At 72.0% G+C, this 19,027-nt stretch carries 11 protein-coding genes and 4 tRNA genes; 11 read left to right on the top strand and 4 right to left on the bottom strand.

The features are described 5' to 3' along the window. The first annotated feature begins 239 nt into the window (after positions 1 to 239). A complete protein-coding gene (locus tag ACFFJB_RS06840; RefSeq protein WP_376830505.1) occupies positions 240 to 947 on the top strand; it encodes a TetR/AcrR family transcriptional regulator in 708 nt (235 codons plus the stop codon). 183 nt (positions 948 to 1,130) lie between these two features. On the opposite strand, the gene ACFFJB_RS06845 is transcribed toward ACFFJB_RS06840, so the two are convergent. Then, positions 1,131 to 1,204: transfer RNA gene (locus tag ACFFJB_RS06845), tRNA-Cys, on the bottom strand. Between the two features lie 218 nt (positions 1,205 to 1,422). Here ACFFJB_RS06845 and ACFFJB_RS06850 point away from each other — a divergent pair. From ACFFJB_RS06850 to ACFFJB_RS06880, 7 genes are all read left to right on the top strand, one after another. Beyond that, positions 1,423 to 1,497 (top strand) — tRNA-Asn (locus ACFFJB_RS06850). A gap of 64 nt (positions 1,498 to 1,561) precedes the next feature. Continuing rightward, positions 1,562 to 1,636, top strand: a tRNA-Asn gene (locus ACFFJB_RS06855). Between the two features lie 314 nt (positions 1,637 to 1,950). Further along, complete coding sequence (locus tag ACFFJB_RS06860) at positions 1,951 to 2,604, top strand: protein-L-isoaspartate O-methyltransferase family protein (protein WP_376830506.1); 654 nt, start codon at positions 1,951 to 1,953, stop codon at positions 2,602 to 2,604. Positions 2,605 to 3,144: 540 nt separating this feature from the next. Then, positions 3,145 to 4,524 (top strand): TolC family outer membrane protein, encoded by a 1,380-nt coding sequence (locus ACFFJB_RS06865; RefSeq protein ID WP_376830507.1) that lies wholly within the window; start codon positions 3,145 to 3,147, stop codon positions 4,522 to 4,524. A gap of 202 nt (positions 4,525 to 4,726) precedes the next feature. After that, positions 4,727 to 5,578, top strand: a complete 852-nt coding sequence (locus ACFFJB_RS06870) for a PopZ family protein (protein WP_376830508.1) — start codon at positions 4,727 to 4,729, stop codon at positions 5,576 to 5,578. 257 nt (positions 5,579 to 5,835) lie between these two features. After that, positions 5,836 to 8,592 (top strand): valine--tRNA ligase, encoded by a 2,757-nt coding sequence (locus ACFFJB_RS06875; RefSeq protein ID WP_376830509.1) that lies wholly within the window; start codon positions 5,836 to 5,838, stop codon positions 8,590 to 8,592. 568 nt (positions 8,593 to 9,160) lie between these two features. Continuing rightward, positions 9,161 to 10,147 (top strand): tetratricopeptide repeat protein, encoded by a 987-nt coding sequence (locus tag ACFFJB_RS06880; RefSeq protein ID WP_376830510.1) that lies wholly within the window; start codon positions 9,161 to 9,163, stop codon positions 10,145 to 10,147. Between the two features lie 132 nt (positions 10,148 to 10,279). Here ACFFJB_RS06880 and xth read toward each other — a convergent pair whose 3' ends face one another. Further along, complete coding sequence (gene xth / locus ACFFJB_RS06885; RefSeq protein ID WP_376830511.1) at positions 10,280 to 11,065, bottom strand: exodeoxyribonuclease III; 786 nt, start codon at positions 11,063 to 11,065, stop codon at positions 10,280 to 10,282. Positions 11,066 to 11,356: 291 nt separating this feature from the next. Between xth and ACFFJB_RS06890 the strand changes: the two genes are divergently transcribed. Then, positions 11,357 to 12,388 carry a lytic transglycosylase domain-containing protein gene (locus ACFFJB_RS06890; protein ID WP_376830512.1) on the top strand — a complete coding sequence of 344 codons (1,032 nt, stop codon included), beginning with the start codon at positions 11,357 to 11,359 and terminating at the stop codon, positions 12,386 to 12,388. Between the two features lie 330 nt (positions 12,389 to 12,718). Continuing rightward, positions 12,719 to 12,794: transfer RNA gene (locus ACFFJB_RS06895), tRNA-Lys, on the top strand. 553 nt (positions 12,795 to 13,347) lie between these two features. On the opposite strand, the gene mdoH is transcribed toward ACFFJB_RS06895, so the two are convergent. Next, positions 13,348 to 15,471 carry a glucans biosynthesis glucosyltransferase MdoH gene (mdoH, locus tag ACFFJB_RS06900; RefSeq protein WP_376830513.1) on the bottom strand — a complete coding sequence of 708 codons (2,124 nt, stop codon included), beginning with the start codon at positions 15,469 to 15,471 and terminating at the stop codon, positions 13,348 to 13,350. 47 nt (positions 15,472 to 15,518) lie between these two features. Further along, positions 15,519 to 17,051, bottom strand: a complete 1,533-nt coding sequence (locus ACFFJB_RS06905; protein WP_376830514.1) for an OpgD/OpgG family glucan biosynthesis protein — start codon at positions 17,049 to 17,051, stop codon at positions 15,519 to 15,521. Between the two features lie 406 nt (positions 17,052 to 17,457). Between ACFFJB_RS06905 and glmU the strand changes: the two genes are divergently transcribed. Then, a complete protein-coding gene (glmU, locus tag ACFFJB_RS06910; protein WP_376830515.1) occupies positions 17,458 to 18,846 on the top strand; it encodes a bifunctional UDP-N-acetylglucosamine diphosphorylase/glucosamine-1-phosphate N-acetyltransferase GlmU in 1,389 nt (462 codons plus the stop codon). Positions 18,847 to 19,027 lie beyond the last annotated feature (181 nt).

Below are 19,027 nucleotides of genomic sequence, written 5' to 3' on the forward strand. Positions count from 1 at the left end.
CATCACGCCCGCCGACGCCCGGGGTTTTTCATGACGCATGGCGGCGCCTGTGGTGGCGGGCGCCGGCAAATGCCTTTATGCAGAAAGCGGGAAACAGGCGCGTTGCGGCGCCAGGTCCGGCGGACGGATGCAGGGCCCTGCGCCTCGCCGGCCATTCCTCCGGGGCGCCGGCGGCGGGGCGTCGCGGCGGCGCCCGCGCGCAGGACAGGAACGGACGGCGACGTCCGCCAGGAGGAGAGATGACCGTCACCGCAGGCGTCCGGCTCGACGCGCGCCAGCGCCGCAGCCGCCGGGCGCTGTATGAGGCGCTCGACCAGCTGCTGGCCGAACGCCCTTACGCCGACATCACCGTCACCGATCTCGTCGAGCGCGCCTCGGTGGGCCGGCAGACCTTCTACCGCCATTTCGAGAGCATCGACGCCATGCTCGAACAGCGGCTGAAGGAAGACATGGCGGACCATTTCGCCTTCGCCCGCCAGCTCGCCGCCGAAGGCGGCCCCGTCTTTCAGGACTGGGTGGAGCGCGTCGCCGCCGACGCCTTCACCCGCGCAGGCCGCCAGCCGCGGCTGTACCGCCTGATTCTGGGCGGCGACGCCGGCGGCGGCGCCCTGCGGGCCTTCACCACTCAGATCGCCCGCATGATGATGTTCGCCCCGGGGGTCAGTCCCGGCGCCGACCCCGCCACGCAGCGGTTCGTCAGCGCCTATTACGCCGGCGCGGTGAGCTCGTTCCTGCTGGAGTGGCTGCGCGATCCGGCCGGCCGCACGCCGGAAGAGATGGGCGCGCTGTTCGCCCGCCTCAGCGTCGCGCCCCAGGCGGATGCGGAACGGGGCCGGGCGACAGGCCCCGCCGCGGATCAGGCCGCTGGCGAGACGGAGACGCATGCTGCCTGCGCGCCGCCGGGCCGTGCAGGGGACGCCTCAATGAACGCCACGACGGGGGAATAAGGGGAAGGGGGACCGAAGGCCCGGCCGGCCGGAAAGACCGGGGTCACGACCGGCGACGGCGCGCCGGCCGCCGCAGCGCCGCCCACGGCGGAATGCTGCCCAGTGGAGCCTGCACGCCAGAAACGCGCCGCGACTGGCGCGCGTCGCCGGGACATCATTCTGGCGAATGAACGGTCGGGGAGATGGAGGCCTCGCCCGGAATCGAACCGGGGTACAAGGATTTGCAGTCCTCTGCGTAACCACTCCGCCACGAGGCCTCTGGGCGCGGTAATAGCCGGGGCGCCGGCCGAGGGCAACTCCCCCGGACGCGTTTTCCCGGTCCGCCGGCCAGGTTTTCCCAAGGGCGGCGCTGGCGGCGCACTTGTCCACACCTGCGGCGGGCGCCGTGCACAGGCGGCGGGCGCGGCGGCCCCAATTCGCCGTTGCGGGACTTGCACGGGCGCCCCTCATCGGATACACCGCGGCCATCAAGTGATCCCCGGTAGCTCAGCGGTAGAGCAACCGGCTGTTAACCGGTTGGTCGCTGGTTCGAATCCGGCCCGGGGAGCCACCTTCTCCTGCAGAAGCTGGCGCGCTTGACGCTCCGCATGCCCCGCATGCGCGTGAGAAGGCGTTCCCCGGTAGCTCAGCGGTAGAGCAACCGGCTGTTAACCGGTTGGTCGCTGGTTCGAATCCGGCCCGGGGAGCCACTCCCGCCTCCATGGCGACGCCGTTTTTCTCCACCTGTATTGTAACTGGCGCCGGGTCCACATGCGGGGAAGGCGCGCCCGGAACCGCCCGGACGCGTCACATTGCCCGCGGCCGGCCGGGGAGAGCGCGTGCGCGGCGCTTGCATTCCGGGCATGCCGGGGCTATTGGGCGAAACACAAGCCGGAGGCCCCCGGCGGCCGGACGCGCAGCGCTCCGGCGGCGCGCCGGAGCGGTCGCCAGTACGCCAGCGCCCGACCGGCGGTTCCGGGATCCCGCTGCGGGACGCCCGTTCAGGACCCCGTCTGAGGGAGTCATGCAGAATTTCGCCGCTGCACGTCGCACCATGGTTGACCGCCAGGTGCGCACTTTTGATGTCACCAGCCTTCCTGTCATCGCGGCCTTCGACGAGACCCCGCGCGAGATTTACGCGCCCGAGGCCTCGCGGGCCGTGGCCTATGGCGACGTGGCCATTCCGCTCGGCGGCGGCCGCGTGATGCTGCCGCCGCTGGTGGTCGCCCGCATGCTGCAGGCGTTCGGTCCGGTGGACGGCCTGCGCGTGCTGGTGGTCGGGGCGGGCTCCGGCTATGAGTGCGCCCTGCTGGCGCGCATGGGCGCGGCCGTGGTCGCGGTGGAGGAGGACGAAGCCCTCGCCGCCGCCGCCAGGGCCAGCCTCGCGTCCGACGGCGTTTCCGGCGTCAGCGTCACGGCCGGCCCGCTCGCCGCCGGCTGCGCCGCGGAAGGCCCCTATGACGCCATTCTCATCAACGGCGGCTACCAGCTGCTGCCGGAAGCGCTGTTAGCCCAGCTGGCCGAGGATGGCGCCATCGTCGGCGTTGAGGCTGCCGACAGCGCCAACCGCATCGTCATCACCCGCCGCAGCGCCGGCGTGAACAGCAGCGCCGTGGTGGTGAACGCCTGGGCTCCGGTGCTGCCCGGCTTCGGGAAACCGGCCGGCTTCGTGTTCTGAACGCCCGCCGCCAGGCGGCGGGGCGGGAACAGGCGACGTCCGGTCGCCGGACGGCTCCGTCTTTGCTGGCGGGGCCGTTTTTTTTTGCGCGTTCTGTGACTTTTTTGCACGCGGATGCGGGCGTTTTCCGGCGCGCGGAAGGAAATGGCGCGTCCCCGGGCGCATGCATTATTGAAAACTCTGGCTTAAATGTACGGCAGGCCGGGGCCGGGGCGGCGAGGTCGGCGGCGGCGGCGCCTGCGGGGCGGGCGCCGCGCCCTGGTTTCCGAATCGCGTCCGTAAATCCGGCTGGTTAATTTATGGTTTGGGACCATCCGGCGCACTGGACAGGCCGCCCTCCTTTCGGCGACTGTCCGCATGCGGCGCCTTTCCGGATTCGGACAGGCGGCGCGGCCGCGCGCTCCGCGGCGAAGGGGACGGAGGGCGCGACGGGCAGCGTCGCGGCGTGCGTCAGGACGGTCCTGCGCATGACGCCGCCGCTGAGGTGAGGACGCCACGGCGGGCGCGTGCGCCCCAGGGTGAGGTAGGCAAGTGACGACGATGCGTGGTTTTCAGCGATCCATCCTCTTCGGCGCGGTTGCGGGCGTCGCCATGGCCGTCGCCCCGGCGGTGATGGCGGAGACCATGGATGGCGCGCTCGCCAAGGCCTATCTGGCGAACCCCAACCTGAATTCGCAGCGCGCCTCGCTGCGCGCCGCCGACGAGAACGTGGCCATCGCCAAATCGGGCATGCGCCCGCGCATCAACGCCACCGCCAGCGTGGGCTACACGGCGCGCAACAGCCATGGCCTGCCCACCGGCGGCGGCAACACGGACCTTTATCCGGGCGCCGTCGGCATCGGCGTCAGCCAGCCGCTGTACGACGGCCTGCGCACCCGCAATTCGGTGCGGGCCGCCGAGTCGCAGGTGTTCGGCCAGCGCGAGTCGCTGCGCAATGACGAGCAGAACACGCTGCTGCAGGCCGCCACCGCCTATATGAACGTGCTGCGCGACACCGCCACGGTGAACCTGCAGCGCAACAACATCGAGGTGCTGCAGGAGCAGCTGCGCCAGACGCGCGACCGCTTCGCCGTGGGCGAGGTGACCCGCACTGACGTCGCCCAGGCCGAGGCCGCCCTGGCCGGCGGCCACTCGCAGCTTTCCGCCGCCGAAGCCAACCTGAAGGCCAGCATCGCCGAGTACCGCCGGGTGATTGGCGAGCAGCCGGGCAGGCTGGCCCCCGGAAAGTCGCTGGAGCCCCGGCTGCCGAAGACCCTGCAGGCGGCCATTGACCTTGGCCTGCGCCAGCATCCGGCCATCATCTCCGCCCTGCACGGCGCCGACGCCGCCGAGCTGCAGGTGAAGGTCGCCGAGGGCGCGCTCAAGCCGCAGGTGGGGCTCAACGCCAGCGTCTCGCGCTCCTTCGACAACAATGTGCGCGGCGACGCCATCTCCCAGGCCAGCGTGGTGGCGCAGCTCACCGTGCCGCTCTATGAGGGCGGCCAGTATTACGCCCAGACCCGCCAGGCCAAGGAGCGCGCCACCCAGGCGCAGATCAGCGTGGACATCTACCGCGACCAGGTGCGGGCGGCCATCGTCTCCAGCTGGAGCATGCTGGAGGCGGCGCGGGCGCAGATCGAATCCGCCTCCGCCCAGGTGAAGGCCAACGAGATCGCCCTCGCCGGCGTGCGCGAGGAGGCCAAGGTCGGCCAGCGCACCACCTATGACGTGCTGCGCGCCCAGCAGGACCTGCTGAACTCGCGCGTGCTGCTGGTCATCGCCCAGCGCGACCGCGTGGTGGCCTCGTACAACGTCATGGCGGCCATCGGCCGGCTGACGGCCCGCGACCTCGGCCTGCGCGTCGCCAGCTATGACCCGAAGGTCCACTTCGACCAGGTGAAGGACAAGTGGATCGGCCTGGGCACGCCCGGCGGGCGCTGACGCGGGCGGCGGCGCGGACGCCGGTCCGGCGTTATGAATGAACAGGTCGCGGGCGGCGCGCGGGCGACGCTTGCGGCGCAACGGGGCATTGCAGAAAATTCCGGCCGGCGCCGGGCGCAGGGACCGCTGACGCATGGCGCGGCCTGGCGCCGGGCGGGGCGATACAATGGCCGCTGGCGGAACAGCATCATACGGGGGCAGCGTGACGGCGAAGCCTGTTGATCCCGACATGGAGCAGATTCTCGGCTCCATCCGGCGCATCATCGCCGCTGACCAGGCGGCGCTCGGCATGCCGCTGGAGGAAGCCCGCCCGCGCGCGCCGCGCCGGGCCACGGAGCCGGCCCGGCCGCCAGCTCCGGAAGCCGCGCCCGCCGCCCAGGCGACGCGTCGTCCGCCGGTGCGTCTGGCCCCGGCCCCGCCGGTGGACTATCGGCCGCGGGACGCGCGCGCCGGGCCGCCCGCGCCGGAGCAGCACGCGGCGGCTCTTCCTGACATTGTCAGCCGCACCGTCTCCGAACAGATCGAGCGCATCGCCCGTTCGGCGCTGGACGCGGCGCTGGCGGAGGGCGAGAGCGCCTGGGCCGCCGCCGCTCTCCAGCCGGAGCCGCAGGCGCCCGCCGCCGGACCCGCGCCGCAGCCTGAGCCCCCGCAGCAGCCGGAGCCGCAGCCGCCCGCGCCGGCGCAGGAGGCCGTCCAGCAGGCGGCCGTCCATGGCGCCGCGACGCTGGCTGACCACCTGCCGCGCGGCGGCGCCGTGTTCGGCGTGGCCGTGGCCCACCATTCCGCCCATCCAGGCCTGCCGGCGAACGGCGCCGCCTCCGGCCCGCTGGTGTCGCCGGCCGCCGCCGCCCGCATCTCCGGCGCTTTCGACGCGCTCACCCGGCGGGTCGCCGCCGAGCGCGCCCGCACCATGGAGGAAACCGTGACCGACATGCTGCGGCCAATGCTGGCGCAATGGCTGGAGGCGAATCTGCCGGCGATCGTCGAGCGGCTGGTGGCGGAGCAGCTCGAGCTGCTGGCGCGCGGCTCCGGGCGTCCGGACGGCTGGTCCTGAGCCGGCGCGGCCGGGCGAAACCGGCGGCCGGCGCGTCAGGACGGCGCGACCGCGCGGCGCCCGGTTGCATTTTGCGCGCTTTTCCCCGATTGCGTTGGGCAGTCTTTTCGCCGACGGTCCGGCCCGCGCGGGCCGGCTTCGCCGCCTGATCTCCACCGTTCGCGCCTGCGCCGGCACGCCGCCGGCGCCAGGGCGCGACGCCCCGGCCGCGCCGCGCCCCGTCCGGACGGCCCCAGCACTGATGGTAAAGTCGCGACATGGACAAGACCTTTGAGCCAGCAGCCGTCGAGGCGCGCGTCGCCAGCCTCTGGGACGAGGCGGGGGCCTTCCGCGCCGGACGTGCGGACCGCAAGGATGCCGAACCCTACTGCATCGTCATCCCGCCGCCGAACGTGACGGGCTCGCTGCATATGGGTCATGCCCTGAACAACACGCTCCAGGACATTCTGTGCCGGTTCGAGCGCATGCGCGGCAAGGACGTGCTGTGGCAGCCGGGCATGGACCACGCCGGCATCGCCACCCAGATGGTGGTGGAGCGCCAGCTGGCCGAGCGCGGCGAACCGGGCCGGCGCGAACTGGGGCGCGAGAAATTCCTGGAGAAGGTGTGGGCGTGGAAGGCGCAGTCCGGCTCCACCATCATCAACCAGCTCAAGCGCCTCGGCGCCTCCTGCGACTGGTCGCGCGAGCGCTTCACCATGGACGAGGGCCTGTCGCGCGCCGTCACCAGGGTGTTCGTCGAGCTCTACCGCCAGGGCTACATCTACCGCGACAAGCGCCTGGTGAACTGGGACCCCAGGTTCCAGACCGCCATCTCCGACCTTGAGGTGGTTCAGGTCGAGACGAAGGGCAGTCTCTGGCACTTCCGCTATCCGCTCGCCGCCGAGCCGGACCGCTTCATCGTCGTCGCCACCACCCGCCCCGAGACCATGCTCGGCGACGTGGCCGTGGCGGTGAATCCGGAGGACGAACGCTACGCCGGTCTCGTCGGCCGCATGGTGCAGCTGCCGCTGGTGGGCCGCCTCATTCCCATCATCGCCGATCCGTACTCCGATCCGGAGAAGGGCACCGGCGCGGTGAAGATCACCCCGGCGCACGACTTCAACGACTTTGAGGTGGGCCGCCGCCACGGCCTGCGCCTGATCAACGTGTTCGACGCCGAGGCCCGCCTTGACCTGAAGCACAACGCCGCCTTCCTCGAGGAGGCGGAGGGCGACGACCTCGAGGCGGTGCTGGCGCTGCACGGCATGGACCGTTTCGAGGCGCGCAAGGCCATCGTGGCGATGATGGAGGAGCGCGGCCTGCTGGAGAAGATCGAGCCGCACGTGCACATGGCGCCGCACGGCGACCGCTCCGGCGTGGTGATCGAGCCCTTCCTCACCGACCAGTGGTACGTGAACGTGAAGCCGCTGGCCGCGCGCGCCCTCGACAAGGTGCGCGAGGGCGAGACCCGCTTCATTCCCGCCAACTGGGAGAAGACCTTCTTCCAGTGGCTGGAGAACATCGAGCCGTGGTGCATCTCCCGCCAGCTGTGGTGGGGCCACCAGATTCCGGCCTGGTACACGCCGGACGGCGAGGTCTACGTTGGCGAGAGCTTCGAGGAGGTGCTGCCCGTCGCCCTTGCGGCGGCGGTTGAGCGCGGCGCCCTGGAGCCGGCGCAGGCCGAGGCCTACGCCGCCGACCCGGCCAGCGCCGCCAGCTTCCTGGTGCGCGACGAGGACGTGCTGGACACTTGGTTCTCCTCGGGCCTGTGGCCGTTCTCGACGCTCGGCTGGCCGGACGACACGCCGGAGCTGAAGCGCTACTACCCCACCAACACCCTGGTCACCGGCTTTGACATCATCTTTTTCTGGGTGGCCCGGATGATGATGATGGGCCTGTTCGTCACGGACCAGGTTCCGTTCCGCAACGTCTATCTGCACGCCCTGGTCCGCGACGAGAAGGGCGCGAAGATGTCGAAGTCGAAGGGCAACGTCATCGACCCGCTGGAGCTGATGGACCGCTACGGCGCCGATGCGCTGCGCTTCACCCTTGCGGCCATGGCCGCCCAGGGCCGCGACATCAAGCTCTCAACCCAGCGCGTCGAAGGCTACCGCAACTTCGCCAGCAAGCTGTGGAACGCGGCCCGCTTCGCCGCCATGAACGGCTGCCGCCGCGACGCCGGATTCGATCCGGCCTCGGCCCGCCAGCCGCTGAACCGCTGGGCGCTGGGCGAGCTGGGCCGGACCACCGGCGAGGTGACCGCGGCGCTCGAAGCCTTCCGCTTCAACGACGCCGCCGGCGCCGCCTACCGCTTCGTCTGGAACGTGTTCTGCGACTGGTATCTGGAGCTGGCCAAGCCGGTGCTGCAGGGCGCCGACGGCCCGGCGAAGGAGGAGACCCGCGCCGTCATCAGCTACGTGCTGGACGACATCTGCAAGCTGCTGCACCCGTTCATGCCGTTCATCACCGAGGAGCTGTGGCAGGCCAGCGCGGCGGCGGCCGGCGGCCGCAGCGGCGTGCTGGCCCTTGCGCCCTGGCCGGCGGCCCCGGCGGTGGACGCCGCCGAAGCCGAGGCCGAGCTCGGCTGGGTGGTTGAGCTGATCAGCGGCGTGCGTTCGGCCCGCTCCGAGACCAACGTGCCGGCGGGCGCGCAGATTCCCCTCGCCATCGTCGGCGCGCCGGAAAGCGTGCGCGCCACCGTGGCGGCGTGGACCGACGCCATCCGGCGCCTCGCGCGCATCTCGGAGATCTCCTTCGTCGATTCGGTTCCGGCGCAGTCGATCCAGCTGCTGGTGCGCGGCGGAACCGTGGCGCTGCCGCTGGAAGGCGTGATCGACTTCGACGCCGAGCGCGCCCGGCTCGGCAAGGAGATCGAGAAGCTGGCCGCCGAGATCCGCAAGATCGAGTCCAAGCTCGGCAACGCCGATTTCCTGCGCCGCGCTCCGGAGGAGGTGGTGGAGGAGCAGAAGGAGCGCCTCGCCGACGCCGGGGAGCGTCGCGCCCGACTCGCCGAGGCGCTCGCCCGCCTCGGCTGACCGCTCCGGCCGCCGCAGTTCCGCACGTGCGCGACGCCGCCTTCCGCAGGGAGGGCGGCGTCGCTGTTTACGGGAAATGGCGGACGTCTCCGGCCAGGCGGCGCGCAAGGCCGGGCAGGGCGGTTCCGGACCGCCGGACCCGGTCAGATGTGGCGTTTTTACAACGGTTTCCGGCTTCCGCGCGCGGACGCGGTCTGGCTGCGGCGACGCCTCCGCAGCGCCATAAATGCATTTCACGGTAGCTTCGCCGGCGACAATACAGGTCTCCGGCCGTCTGGCGCTTCCTGAACGCGGCTGTACGCCTTTTCAACTGGCCGTTCCCTGTGGCAATGAAACGTGCCGGTCACGGGACCGCGCGGGCGGCGCCGGTTCTGCTGCGGCGGGGCGACGGAAACTTGCTGGGGCGTCGCGCGGGGCGTCCGTGACTTTGCGGGCGGCGGGATCCGTCGCCAGGGTGTCTGACATGCGCTTATCTGGCGGTCGCATCATTGTGGTGGGTGTCGTCCTCTGCATGGGCGGCGCGGCGTCCGGGGCGGACATACCAGCGCCGTCGTCGTCGCCGGCGGCCATGCCCCCGCTCCAGGAGCTTCCCCGTGACGCCGGCGCGGAGCCGGCGCTGCGCCCGCCGCCGTCCCTGCGCGACGGCGATTTTCTTTCCTCCCGCGCCCTTGCCGAAACCCTGGCCGGCATCGTCAAGCCGCCGCGCGCGCCCCGCGCCGCAGCCGCGCCGCAGGCGGAGGCAGAGGCCGACGCCGCCGGGCGGCCCGCCGGCGAGGCGGCCGCCGCCTACGCCGCCGACGGCCGCGAGACCCTGCGCCAGCCCGGCGTCGCCGTCGAGCCGCTGGCGCCGGCGCCGGTCCGGTTCCGGTCAGGCCGCGAGGCGTTCCGCGCCGGCATCCGCGCCTATAACGCCGGCGACATCGCCGGCGCCCTGCAGGCGCTGGAATACGCCGCCAGCCGCGGCCACGGCCCGGCGCAGTGGAAGCTGGGGCGCATGTACGCCGAAGGCGACGGCGTTCCGCACGACGACCTGAAAGCCTTCGAATATTTCTCGCGCGTGGTGCAGGAAGGCGACGACGGCTCGCGCCACGCCGCGCGCTTCACCTCCAACGCCTATGTGGCGCTGGGCGCCTATTACCTTGAGGGCATCCCCGGCACCTATGTGCGCAAGGACCCGCAGCGCGCCCGCGAACTGTTCCTCCACGCCGCCAGCTACTATGGCGATCCGGACGCCCAGTACAATCTGGCGCGGCTGTGCCTCGCGGGCCAGGGCGGCCCGCGCGACGCGCGTCTCGCCGCCCGCTGGCTGAACCTCGCGGCCGAGAAGAATCACGCGCCGTCGCAGGCGCTGCTCGGCCATCTGCTGGTCACCGGCCAGGGCAATGTCGCCCGCCAGACGCCGCGCGGCCTGATGTGGCTGACGCTGGCGCGCAACCAGGCAGATCCGCTCAAGGACGGCTGGATTCACGAGCTTTACGACCAGGCGCTGGCGCTGGCCTCCGACAGCGACCGCAGCGCCGCCCAGGCCTATCTGGAAAGCCGCGGCCGCAAATAACGGCGGACGGCGGCGGGGCCCCCAGGGCGCGTCCAGGGGAGGCGCATCCAGGGGGAGCCGCATCGAAGGGCGCCAGCCAGGGGAGGCGCGTCGAGGGAGCGCGGGGCGGACGGCGCCGGCCGCGCCCCGGGGTCAGCCGACGTCCAGCGTCACCTCGAGCGGGGCATGGTCCGAGGGCTTCTCCCATGCGCGGACGTCGCGGCGGATGGCGACGCCGCGCAGCCGGTCAGCCGCCCGCGGCGACAGCAGCGCATGATCGATGCGTATGCCGAAATCGCGCTGGAAGGCCCCGGCCTGGTAATCCCAGAAAGTATAGAGCCCGCCGGCGTCGGTGCAGGCGCGCAGGGCGTCGGTGTAGCCGAGATTGAGGATGGCCCGGAACGCCGCGCGGCTTTCCGGCTGGTAGAGGGCGTCGCCGGTCCACGCGGCCGGATCGCTGGCGTCGCGCGGTTCGGGAATGACGTTGTAGTCGCCGGCGAAGACGGCGATTTCCTCCTCCGCCAGCCGCGCCGCCATGTGGGCGCGCAACCGCTCCATCCACGCCAGCTTGTAGGCGAACTTCTCCGTGGCCACCGGATTGCCGTTGGGCAGGTAGATGGAGGCGACGCGCACGGCGCCGCCGCCTGCGGAGATCACCGCCTCGATGTAGCGCGCCTGCAGGTCGCCGTCGTCGCCGGGCAGGCCGCGCCGGACGTCCTCCAGCGGCAGGCGCGACAGCAGGGCCACGCCGTTGAAGGTTTTCTGCCCGTGCACGGCGACATTGTAGCCGAGCGCCTCAATGGCGGCGGCGGGAAAGGCCTCGTCTGTGCACTTGATTTCCTGCAGGCAGACGACGTCCGGCGCCGACTCGCGCAGGAAGGTCTCCAGATGCGCGAGGCGCTGGCGCGCCGAGTTCACGTTCCAGGTGACGATTTTCATGAGCGGCTGACCCGTATCCGTCCTTGGCGCGGCGCGGAGGACGGGAGTCGTCTTCCGCGCGCCCCTGTATACGGCGCCGCAGCCGCGAAGTCTTGCGCCGCCGCCGGCGGAACGCCGTCCCGCCGCAGCCGCGCGGCGGGCCATGCGCAAACATTCGCAGGTCATGTCTGATATCATAAAAATAATTTAATGTATCGTCATAATATCGACACATGAATATATAGCATTACGCCATCGCTTCATGAATAGTTTAATTATTGTTATGTTATTAATGTGCGCGGCAGTTTCGTCATGATAAAGATCAGGACTTTCGCCAGATCCGGATGCGCGTGCGCGCTTGCGGCGTTTCTGACCGGCGGCGTCGTGGTCGCGGCGCGCGAGGCGACGCCCCTGTCGACGCTCCAGCCGCCGGCCGCCGCGCCGGCCCCGCCGCTGGTCGTGCTGCGCGAATGCAAGGCGCCGCCGGTGATTTCCGCCGGCCAGGTAAAAGTGCCGGCCAACGTCGCCCGGAGCCTGGCGCGGGCCAGCGACAACAGCGGCGTGGACCTGCGGCTGCTGATCGGCGTGGCCAGGCGGGAGTCCGGCTTCCGGCCCGACGCCCGCGCGAAAACCTCGAGCGCAGCCGGACTGTTCCAGTTCATTGACAGCACCTGGCTGCGGGCCGTGCGCGATTACGGCGCCAGCCACGGGCTGGCGAAGGAGGCGGCGATGATCGACGCCGGCGGCGAGGTGGCGGATCCGGCCGCGCGCAGGGAAATCCTCGCGCTTCGCGACAATCCGGACATCGCCGCCGCAATCGCCGCCGACATGCTGCGCGACGACGCCCGCAAGCTGCAGGCGAGACTCGACCGCAACCTGACCGACGCCGACATCTACGCCACCCACTTTCTCGGCGTCACCAAGGCCAGCCATCTGGCCCAGCTGGTGGCGACGAAACCGGCCGCCGCCGCGGCCCCGGCCTTTCCGGCGGCCGCCCGCGCCAACCGTTCGATTTTCTACCGGCGGAGCGGCCGCAGGAGCCGCAGCCGCACGATCCGCGCCGTGTATGACAGCCTCGCCCTGCCATATGCGGCGGAGACCGACGCGGTGGCGCGCCAGGTGCGGCGGCTGTTAGGCGGCGCCCTGAAGCCGGACATGCAGTTCGTCGGCGTCTCCGGCCCGCCGGCGACCGGCGCCGACGCCGGCCCGAAGACGCCGCCGGTGGCGACGAAGCCAGCCGTGCGGCGCGCGCTCCGGCGCCGGGCGGCCGCCAGCAGGACCGCGGCGCACGCCCGGGCCCGGCGCGCCAGGGGCGGCCACGTCCACGGCCGCGCGCGGAGGTGACCGCCGCGGCGCGCGCAGCCGTCCCCATGTCTCCCGCCGGGAAACGTTGCGCCGCGGCCGGCTTTCGGCCCGGCGCGCTTTTCGCGCGGCCCGCGGCCGGCGGCGGGACGTCATGACGTCGCCGGAGCCGGCAGGTCCTTCTGCTTCCGCTGCGCCGGAACGCGTCACGAAACGCGCGCCGGCGCGGAAGCGGGGACGGGAGCTGCAGCCGGGCGCGGGCCCGGCGGCGATTGTCTGGGGAAGATGCGCCCTTCGCGCCGAAACAGCGGGCGTGACGGTTGACCGGGCGGGCGCCAGCGCCTATCACACGCCGCATCACACGTGCTGTGAGAGCGCGTAGCTCAGCCGGTAGAGCAACTGACTTTTAATCAGTAGGTCCAGGGTTCGAATCCCTGCGCGCTCACCACGTCCGGGGCGACTGCCCGCCTGACGACGCCGCGGCCGCCGGCAGCCCGGATCCAGCAAGCCCGTTCCCGCACACAATGCCGTACGGCCGCCCGGCCCGTTGCATCGCCGGGCCGCTCACGGTCCCGCAGCGCGCCGGCGCCGGAAGGCGGCCGCCGCTCCGGCGTTACAGCCGCCAGGGCGCGTCGCTGGCTGTCGCTCACGCCAGGGCGCCGCCTGCGGCGCGCACGGCGGGGGCGGAGCGCAAGCCGGCGCCGCGCCGTCCGGCGGAGGGGCCTGGCCAGGCGGCGGGACTGTCGCCCTGGGGGGCTGCGGCGGCAGGCGGCGCTCCCGCCGCCACGCGCGGCGCCCGGGCCGCGGCCCGGGGCCGTGAGCGCCAGCCGCATGTTACGCGCCCCGCGGTCATCGAGGCCGTTGCGGCCGGGACTGATGCGGCGGGTAAGGGCGCCGGCGCCGGCCCGCGGCTCTGCCGGCCGCAGCGGACATGGTCGCGCTCGCGCATGAGCCGGGCGAGCCCGGAAATGCTGGCTGCGCGGGACCAGGACGGCGCGGGCTCAGGCGGCTTTCAGGCTGGCGAGACGTTCGAGCAGGGCCGGATCATTCAGTACGGCGAGACGCTCGCGCGGCGTGAGCCAGCTGCGCGCGTCGGCGAGCGTTTCGGCGTCGGCCAGCTTGGCCGAAGCTAGCACGTGCTCCGGATCGATCTGGCCGCGCCGGCGCGGCGTCGCCGGCGGCAGCATGGCGCAGTGAGCGCGCCGCAAGGCCGCGTCGCGCCGCATCACCTCCAGCGCGTCCTCGCCGTCATGGCCAAGCGCGGCGAATTCCTCATGCAGGGCGTTGGCGCGGGCGGCCACCAGCGGCGGCGCGGTCTCCTCCGGGGTGAGCAGCAGGCCGAGGCGCTTCAGCGCCAGGCCGATGGACTTCCTGCCGCTCATCCACGAGATCGGAATGGCCAGCACCAGGCCGAGGATGGTGGGCGACATCCACAGCGCCAGCGAGGTGGCGATCAGGAAGGCGGCGACGCCGGTCACCACGCCCAGCGCCATGTGGCTCCAGTGGCGGCGGACGATGTCGCGGAAGGCGATGGAGCCGTCGTCGCGCCGCTGCGGATTCCAGCCGGTGTCGCGGCCCAGCAGGATCTGCGCCACCGCGCCGGACTGGATCACCATCATGATCGGCGCGAGCAGGGCGGACATCACCGTCTCGAACAGGGTGGAGAGCAGGATGCGGACGGTTCCGCCGCACCCCCGCCGCGTCGGGCCGTCCAGCAGCGCGAGGATCAGGCCAAACAGCTTCGGCGCCAGCAGGATGGCCATGGTCAGGAAGAACAGCGCCAGCGCCCGCTCCGGATCAAACCGCGGCCAGGCCGGAAACAGCGAAAACTCCTGGGTGAAATATTCCGGCCGCACGTAGCGGCTCTGCAGCACCAGCACGATGCCGATCACCAGCTGCATCAGCCACAGCGGCGAGGCGAGGTACGAGAAAATGCCGGTGGCGAAATGCTGGCGGGTGGCGAGGCGCAGCCCCGCCGCGCCGATGACGCGCAGGTGCTGCAGGTTGCCCTGGCACCAGCGCCGGTCGCGGGTGGCCAGGTCGATCAGCGAGGGCGGGCTTTCCTCATAGCTGCCCGGCAGGTCAGGCAGCATGTACACCGTCCAGCCCGCGCGCCGGATCAGCGCCGCCTCGACGAAGTCGTGGCTGAGGATGTGGCCGCCGAACGGCGGCCTGCCCGAGAGGTCAGGCAGCCCGCAATGGGCGGCGAACGCCTTCGTGCGGATGATGGCGTTGTGGCCCCAGTAATTGCCGTCCCTGCCCATCCACACGGCGAGGCCGGTGGCGATCACCGGCCCGTACACCCGGGCGGCGAACTGCTGCAGGCGGGCGAACAGCGTGTTGCGGTTGATGATCAGCGGCAGCGACTGGATGATGCCGGCGTCGGGATCAGCCTCCATGGCGGCGGCGAGGCGCACCACGCATTCGCCGCTCATCACGCTGTCGGCGTCCAGCACCAGCATGTGGTCATAGGCGCCGCCCCAGCGCGTGACGAAGTCGGCGATGTTGCCGGCCTTGCGGTGGGCGTTCTTCTGGCGGCGGCGGTAGTAGACGCGCGCGTCCGGCCCCAGCCGCTCGCGCAGCGCCAGAAAGGCGCGCTCCTCCGCCACCCAGGCGTCCGGACTGGTGGAATCGGAGAGGATGAAATAGTCGAAGGCGTCGCCGAAGCCGGTGGCCTCGATGCTCTCGCGCATGGCGCACAGCGCGCCGAAAGTGCGCGCCGTCTCCTCATTGTACACCGGCATCACCACGGCGGTGCGGCTGCGCAGCCGCTGCGGGGGCGCCGGCGGCAGGCGCCGCCACAGCATGGCGATGAAGCCGACGACCGCGCTGGTGAAGGCGAGGGCGATCCAGGAGAAGTTGATGGTGAACAGCGCCAGCAGCGCCCACTGCAGCCAGGTGGTGCGGCTGACCGACACCACCTCATACATCTCGTACGCGCCATAGGCGGTGAGGGCGAAGGCGCCGCCGAACACCGCCACGCGCGCGATCCAGCCCCGGAACCCCGGGCTGTCCGGGCCGGCGGGCCGGCGCCGGTCGCGACGGCTCCAGCGGCGCAGGGACTGGACCGGCATCTCCAGCGGATGCTCCGGCGGCATGGCCTGGGGGAGACGTGTGGCGTCCATCGGCTCGCTCCTCCGGGGGCCGGCCCCGGCCGCGGCGTCCGCGTCGGTCACGCGGTCCATCGGTACAACCATGTTTCGCTGACAGGCTTGCCGGCCGCCTCAAGCGCCAGGCGCAGCTCGCACAGCTGCGAGTCGCCCGGGTCGAGCTCGAACGCCACCCGCGCCGCGCGCCGTTCCGGATAGGGCCACAGGCGCATTTCGGAGATGACGCCGCCGTTGGCGGCCGAGAGCGACGGCTGCAGCGCCGCCACCACGCCGGGGTCCGCCAGCGCCGCGCCGGTGAACTCCACGAGGAAACGGCGGCGGCGGCCGCTGCGGCCGCGCCCGGTCCGGGTCAGGATCACCCGCGCCAGCTCCGGCGGATCGGGGATCTGCCAGCACCAGTACTGGCGGTAGGCGAAATTGACCTCGGCGCCGGCGGCCAGCGGCGCCCTGGGCCGCCAGTAGGCGAGGATGTTGTCGTTGATGTCGGATTCGGTGGGAATCTCGATCAGCTGCACCTGGCCCTCGCCCCAGTCGCCGAGCGGCTCGACCCACACGCTCGGGCGCCGGTCGAAGCGCTGGCTGTCGTCCTGGAAGGCGGCGAAGGCGCGCTCGCGCTGCAGCAGGCCGAAGCCCCGGGGGCTGGAGTCGACGAAGGCGGAGATCTGCAGCTGCTGCGGATTGGTCACCGGCCGCCACAGCCATTCGCCGCGGCCGTTGCGCATCTGCAGGCCGTTGACCTCAAACACTGCGGCGCGCACGTCGTCGACGTTGCGCCGGCCTGCGGCGCCGAACAGATAGGTGGCCGCGTGGCCGCCCCAGCCGATGTGATCGATGGCGGCGCGGGTGAACAGCGTCACCTCGACGTCGATGATGGTCATGTCGCCCGGACGCACGGTGAAATGGGCCGCGGCGGCCAGGCTCTCGGAATCGAGCAGGGCGTGAAGGGTGAGCACGTCCGCGCCCGGCGGCGGCTGCTCGATCCAGAAGGCGCGGAACGCCGGGATCTCTTCGCCGCGCATCTCGCCCGGGCGCAGGGTCAGGGTGCGGGCCGTCGCCCCCATGTTCTGGCCGCGGGCGATGGCCCGGTAGAAGGTCGCGCCCTGGAAAATCGCCATCTGCGCCGGCCGGTCCAGCCCCGCGAAAATGCGGAAGCCGGAGAAGCCGGCGTCGCCCGGCGGAGGGGGCGGCAGTCCGCCGAAGTCATGGCTGGCCGGGTTGAACGTCAGCCGCCGGGCCCGGCCGTCCGCCACGACGTAAATCTCGACGCGGTCGCGAAACAGCGCTCCGCGCGGCAGCGGCTCGATGACGAAGCCGCGGCGCTCGCCGTCCCACAGCAGCGCCTCGGGCCGGGCGCGCACGCCGACATATTGCTCATAGGTGAGGCCGGCGAGCTCCTCGGGCAGGTCGCCGCCGGCCCGCGCGAACGGGCGCTGCGCCAGCCGCCTGGCCATGTCGACCACCATCTCGGGCGCAAAGGGCGTTTCAGCCGCCTCGCCGCCCCCGGCCGCGGGCTGGCTCCCGGCCCGCGCCAGCCCGGCGCCCGCCGCCAGCGCCGCGACGGCGCCGGACCACATCAGCTGTCTGCGATTGATCATCTTCATCAGGAACCAGCGAAAGGGGCGGCGGCGCCCAAGGTCAGGCGTTCCGGGGAATTATGGCCTTTCAACAGCATCTTGCAATGCAGGCCGGCGGCGGCGCCGGCCGGCGGTTCGCCTGCGGCGGACCTTGGCGGCAAAAACGGCGGTTTCAAGACTGGAAGCCGGGAAATCCTCCGGAAAATCTGGCGCTCCAGCAGTGTCACAGCCATGCGCCGGAAGGAAGTCCTCCAACGGCGCAGGCGAAGGGATATTTGCGCCGCGCAGGACGGAGCAGCGCCTGAGGCGGCCGCGCAATTCTCCTGAAAGGAATCATCGGTTAATACAGGCCCGGTTCAAGCAGCGATCCGGCGGGCGGCGCGAACGACCGGCGACCCGTATCCGGCCGGGCGGGAGCACGAGTTTCATGACCGCAGACATTCCGCAGACGGCGCCGTTCCGCGCCATCGTGCTGGCGGCGGGCGAGGGCACGCGCATGCTGTCGGCCACGCCCAAGGTGCTGCACCGCATCGCCGGCCGGCCGATGGTGTCCCACGTGCTCGCAGCCCTGCAGGGCGCCGGCGCCCGGGATATCGCGGTGGTGGTGGGGCCGGACCGCGCCGACGTGGCCGCCGAAGCGGCGAAAACCGCGCCAGGCGCCGTCATCGTCGAGCAGCGCGAGCGCCGCGGCACCGCCCACGCCGTGCTGGCGGCGCGTGAATGGATCGCCGCCGGCGACGGCGACCTGCTGGTCGCCTTCGGCGACACGCCGCTGGTCACGCCGGCGACGCTGGCCAGGCTGCGCGGCCTCATCGCCGGCGACGTCGCCGTGGCTGTCCTTGGCTTTGAAGCCGCCAATCCCGCCGGCTACGGCCGCCTGCTGATGGAGGGCGAGGCGCTGGTCGCCATCCGTGAGGAAAAGGACGCCAGCGCCGCCGAGCGCGCCGTACGGCTGTGCAACGCCGGGCTGATGGCGCTCTCCGGCGCCCGCGCGCTGCAGATTCTGGAGCGCATCCAGCCCAACAACGCCAGCGGCGAGCACTATCTCACCGACGCCGTGGCGATCGCCCGCGAACTCGGCCTCGCCGCCGCCGTGGCCACGGCGGCGGAGGGCGAGGTGATGGGCGTCAATGACCGCACGCAGCTGGCGGCGGCGGAGGCGGAGATCCAGCGCCGGCTTCGCCGCGCCGCCATGCTCGGCGGCGTCACCCTGCAGGATCCGGATTCGGTCTATTTCAGCGCCGACACCCGCCTTGGCCGCGACGTGCTGGTGGAGCCGCACGTGGTGTTCGGCCCCGGCGTCACGGTGGAGGACGGGGCGGTGATCCGCGCCTTCTCGCATCTGGAGGGCGCGGTGGTGCGCGGCGGCGCGGAGATCGGCCCCTTCGCCCGGCTGCGTCCCGGCGCCGACATTGGCGTTGCGGCGAAGATCGGCAATTTCGTCGAGGTGAAGAACACCCGGGTCGACGCCGGCGCCAAGGCCAACCATCTGGCCTATCTCGGCGACGGCGAGGTGGGCGCGGGGGCCAATATCGGCGCCGGCACGATCTTCTGTAACTATGACGGTTTCGGCAAGGCGAAGACCACGGTCGGGGCGGGGGCGTTCATCGGCTCCAACTCATCCCTGGTGGCGCCGGTGACGGTCGGCGAGGGCGCCTATGTCGGCACCGGCTCGGTGGTGACCGAAGACGTCGCCCCCGACGCGCTGGCGCTGGCCCGCGCCCGCCAGGTCGCGAAGCCAGGCTGGGCGGCGGCGTTCCGCGAGAAGAACGCCCATCGCAAGAAGAAACAGGCGGCGGAGCGCGGCCGCCCGTGACGGGGGCAGCGACGGCGGCCAGCGACCGGCCGCCGCCGCAGGAGGCCGAGGCGCGGCGCCGGTTTGCGCCGGGCGGCCGCCGCGACGGAGGGGCGCGCCGCAGCGCGGGCCCGGCCGTCACAATCCGTCAGGTTATTTGATTTGTTTCCTTGCGGACGCTGCGGCTAACAGGATCACGGCG

Origin of the sequence: Camelimonas abortus (assembly GCF_042432745.1) — a bacterium.
Lineage (GTDB): Bacteria > Pseudomonadota > Alphaproteobacteria > Rhizobiales > Beijerinckiaceae > Camelimonas > Camelimonas abortus.

What these genes read in the sequence shown, in the direction of transcription:
- ACFFJB_RS06840 (WP_376830505.1), top strand. Translation starts at nt 240, where the DNA reads ATGACCGTCACCGCAGGCGTCCGGCTCGACGCGCGCCAGCGCCGCAGC.
- ACFFJB_RS06890 (WP_376830512.1), top strand. Translation starts at nt 11,357, where the DNA reads ATGATAAAGATCAGGACTTTCGCCAGATCCGGATGCGCGTGCGCGCTT.
- ACFFJB_RS06860 (WP_376830506.1), top strand. Translation starts at nt 1,951, where the DNA reads ATGCAGAATTTCGCCGCTGCACGTCGCACCATGGTTGACCGCCAGGTG.
- ACFFJB_RS06875 (WP_376830509.1), top strand. Translation starts at nt 5,836, where the DNA reads ATGGACAAGACCTTTGAGCCAGCAGCCGTCGAGGCGCGCGTCGCCAGC.
- mdoH (WP_376830513.1), bottom strand. Translation starts at nt 15,471, where the DNA reads ATGGACGCCACACGTCTCCCCCAGGCCATGCCGCCGGAGCATCCGCTG.
- glmU (WP_376830515.1), top strand. Translation starts at nt 17,458, where the DNA reads ATGACCGCAGACATTCCGCAGACGGCGCCGTTCCGCGCCATCGTGCTG.
- ACFFJB_RS06880 (WP_376830510.1), top strand. Translation starts at nt 9,161, where the DNA reads ATGCCCCCGCTCCAGGAGCTTCCCCGTGACGCCGGCGCGGAGCCGGCG.
- ACFFJB_RS06865 (WP_376830507.1), top strand. Translation starts at nt 3,145, where the DNA reads ATGCGTGGTTTTCAGCGATCCATCCTCTTCGGCGCGGTTGCGGGCGTC.
- ACFFJB_RS06905 (WP_376830514.1), bottom strand. Translation starts at nt 17,051, where the DNA reads ATGATCAATCGCAGACAGCTGATGTGGTCCGGCGCCGTCGCGGCGCTG.
- xth (WP_376830511.1), bottom strand. Translation starts at nt 11,065, where the DNA reads ATGAAAATCGTCACCTGGAACGTGAACTCGGCGCGCCAGCGCCTCGCG.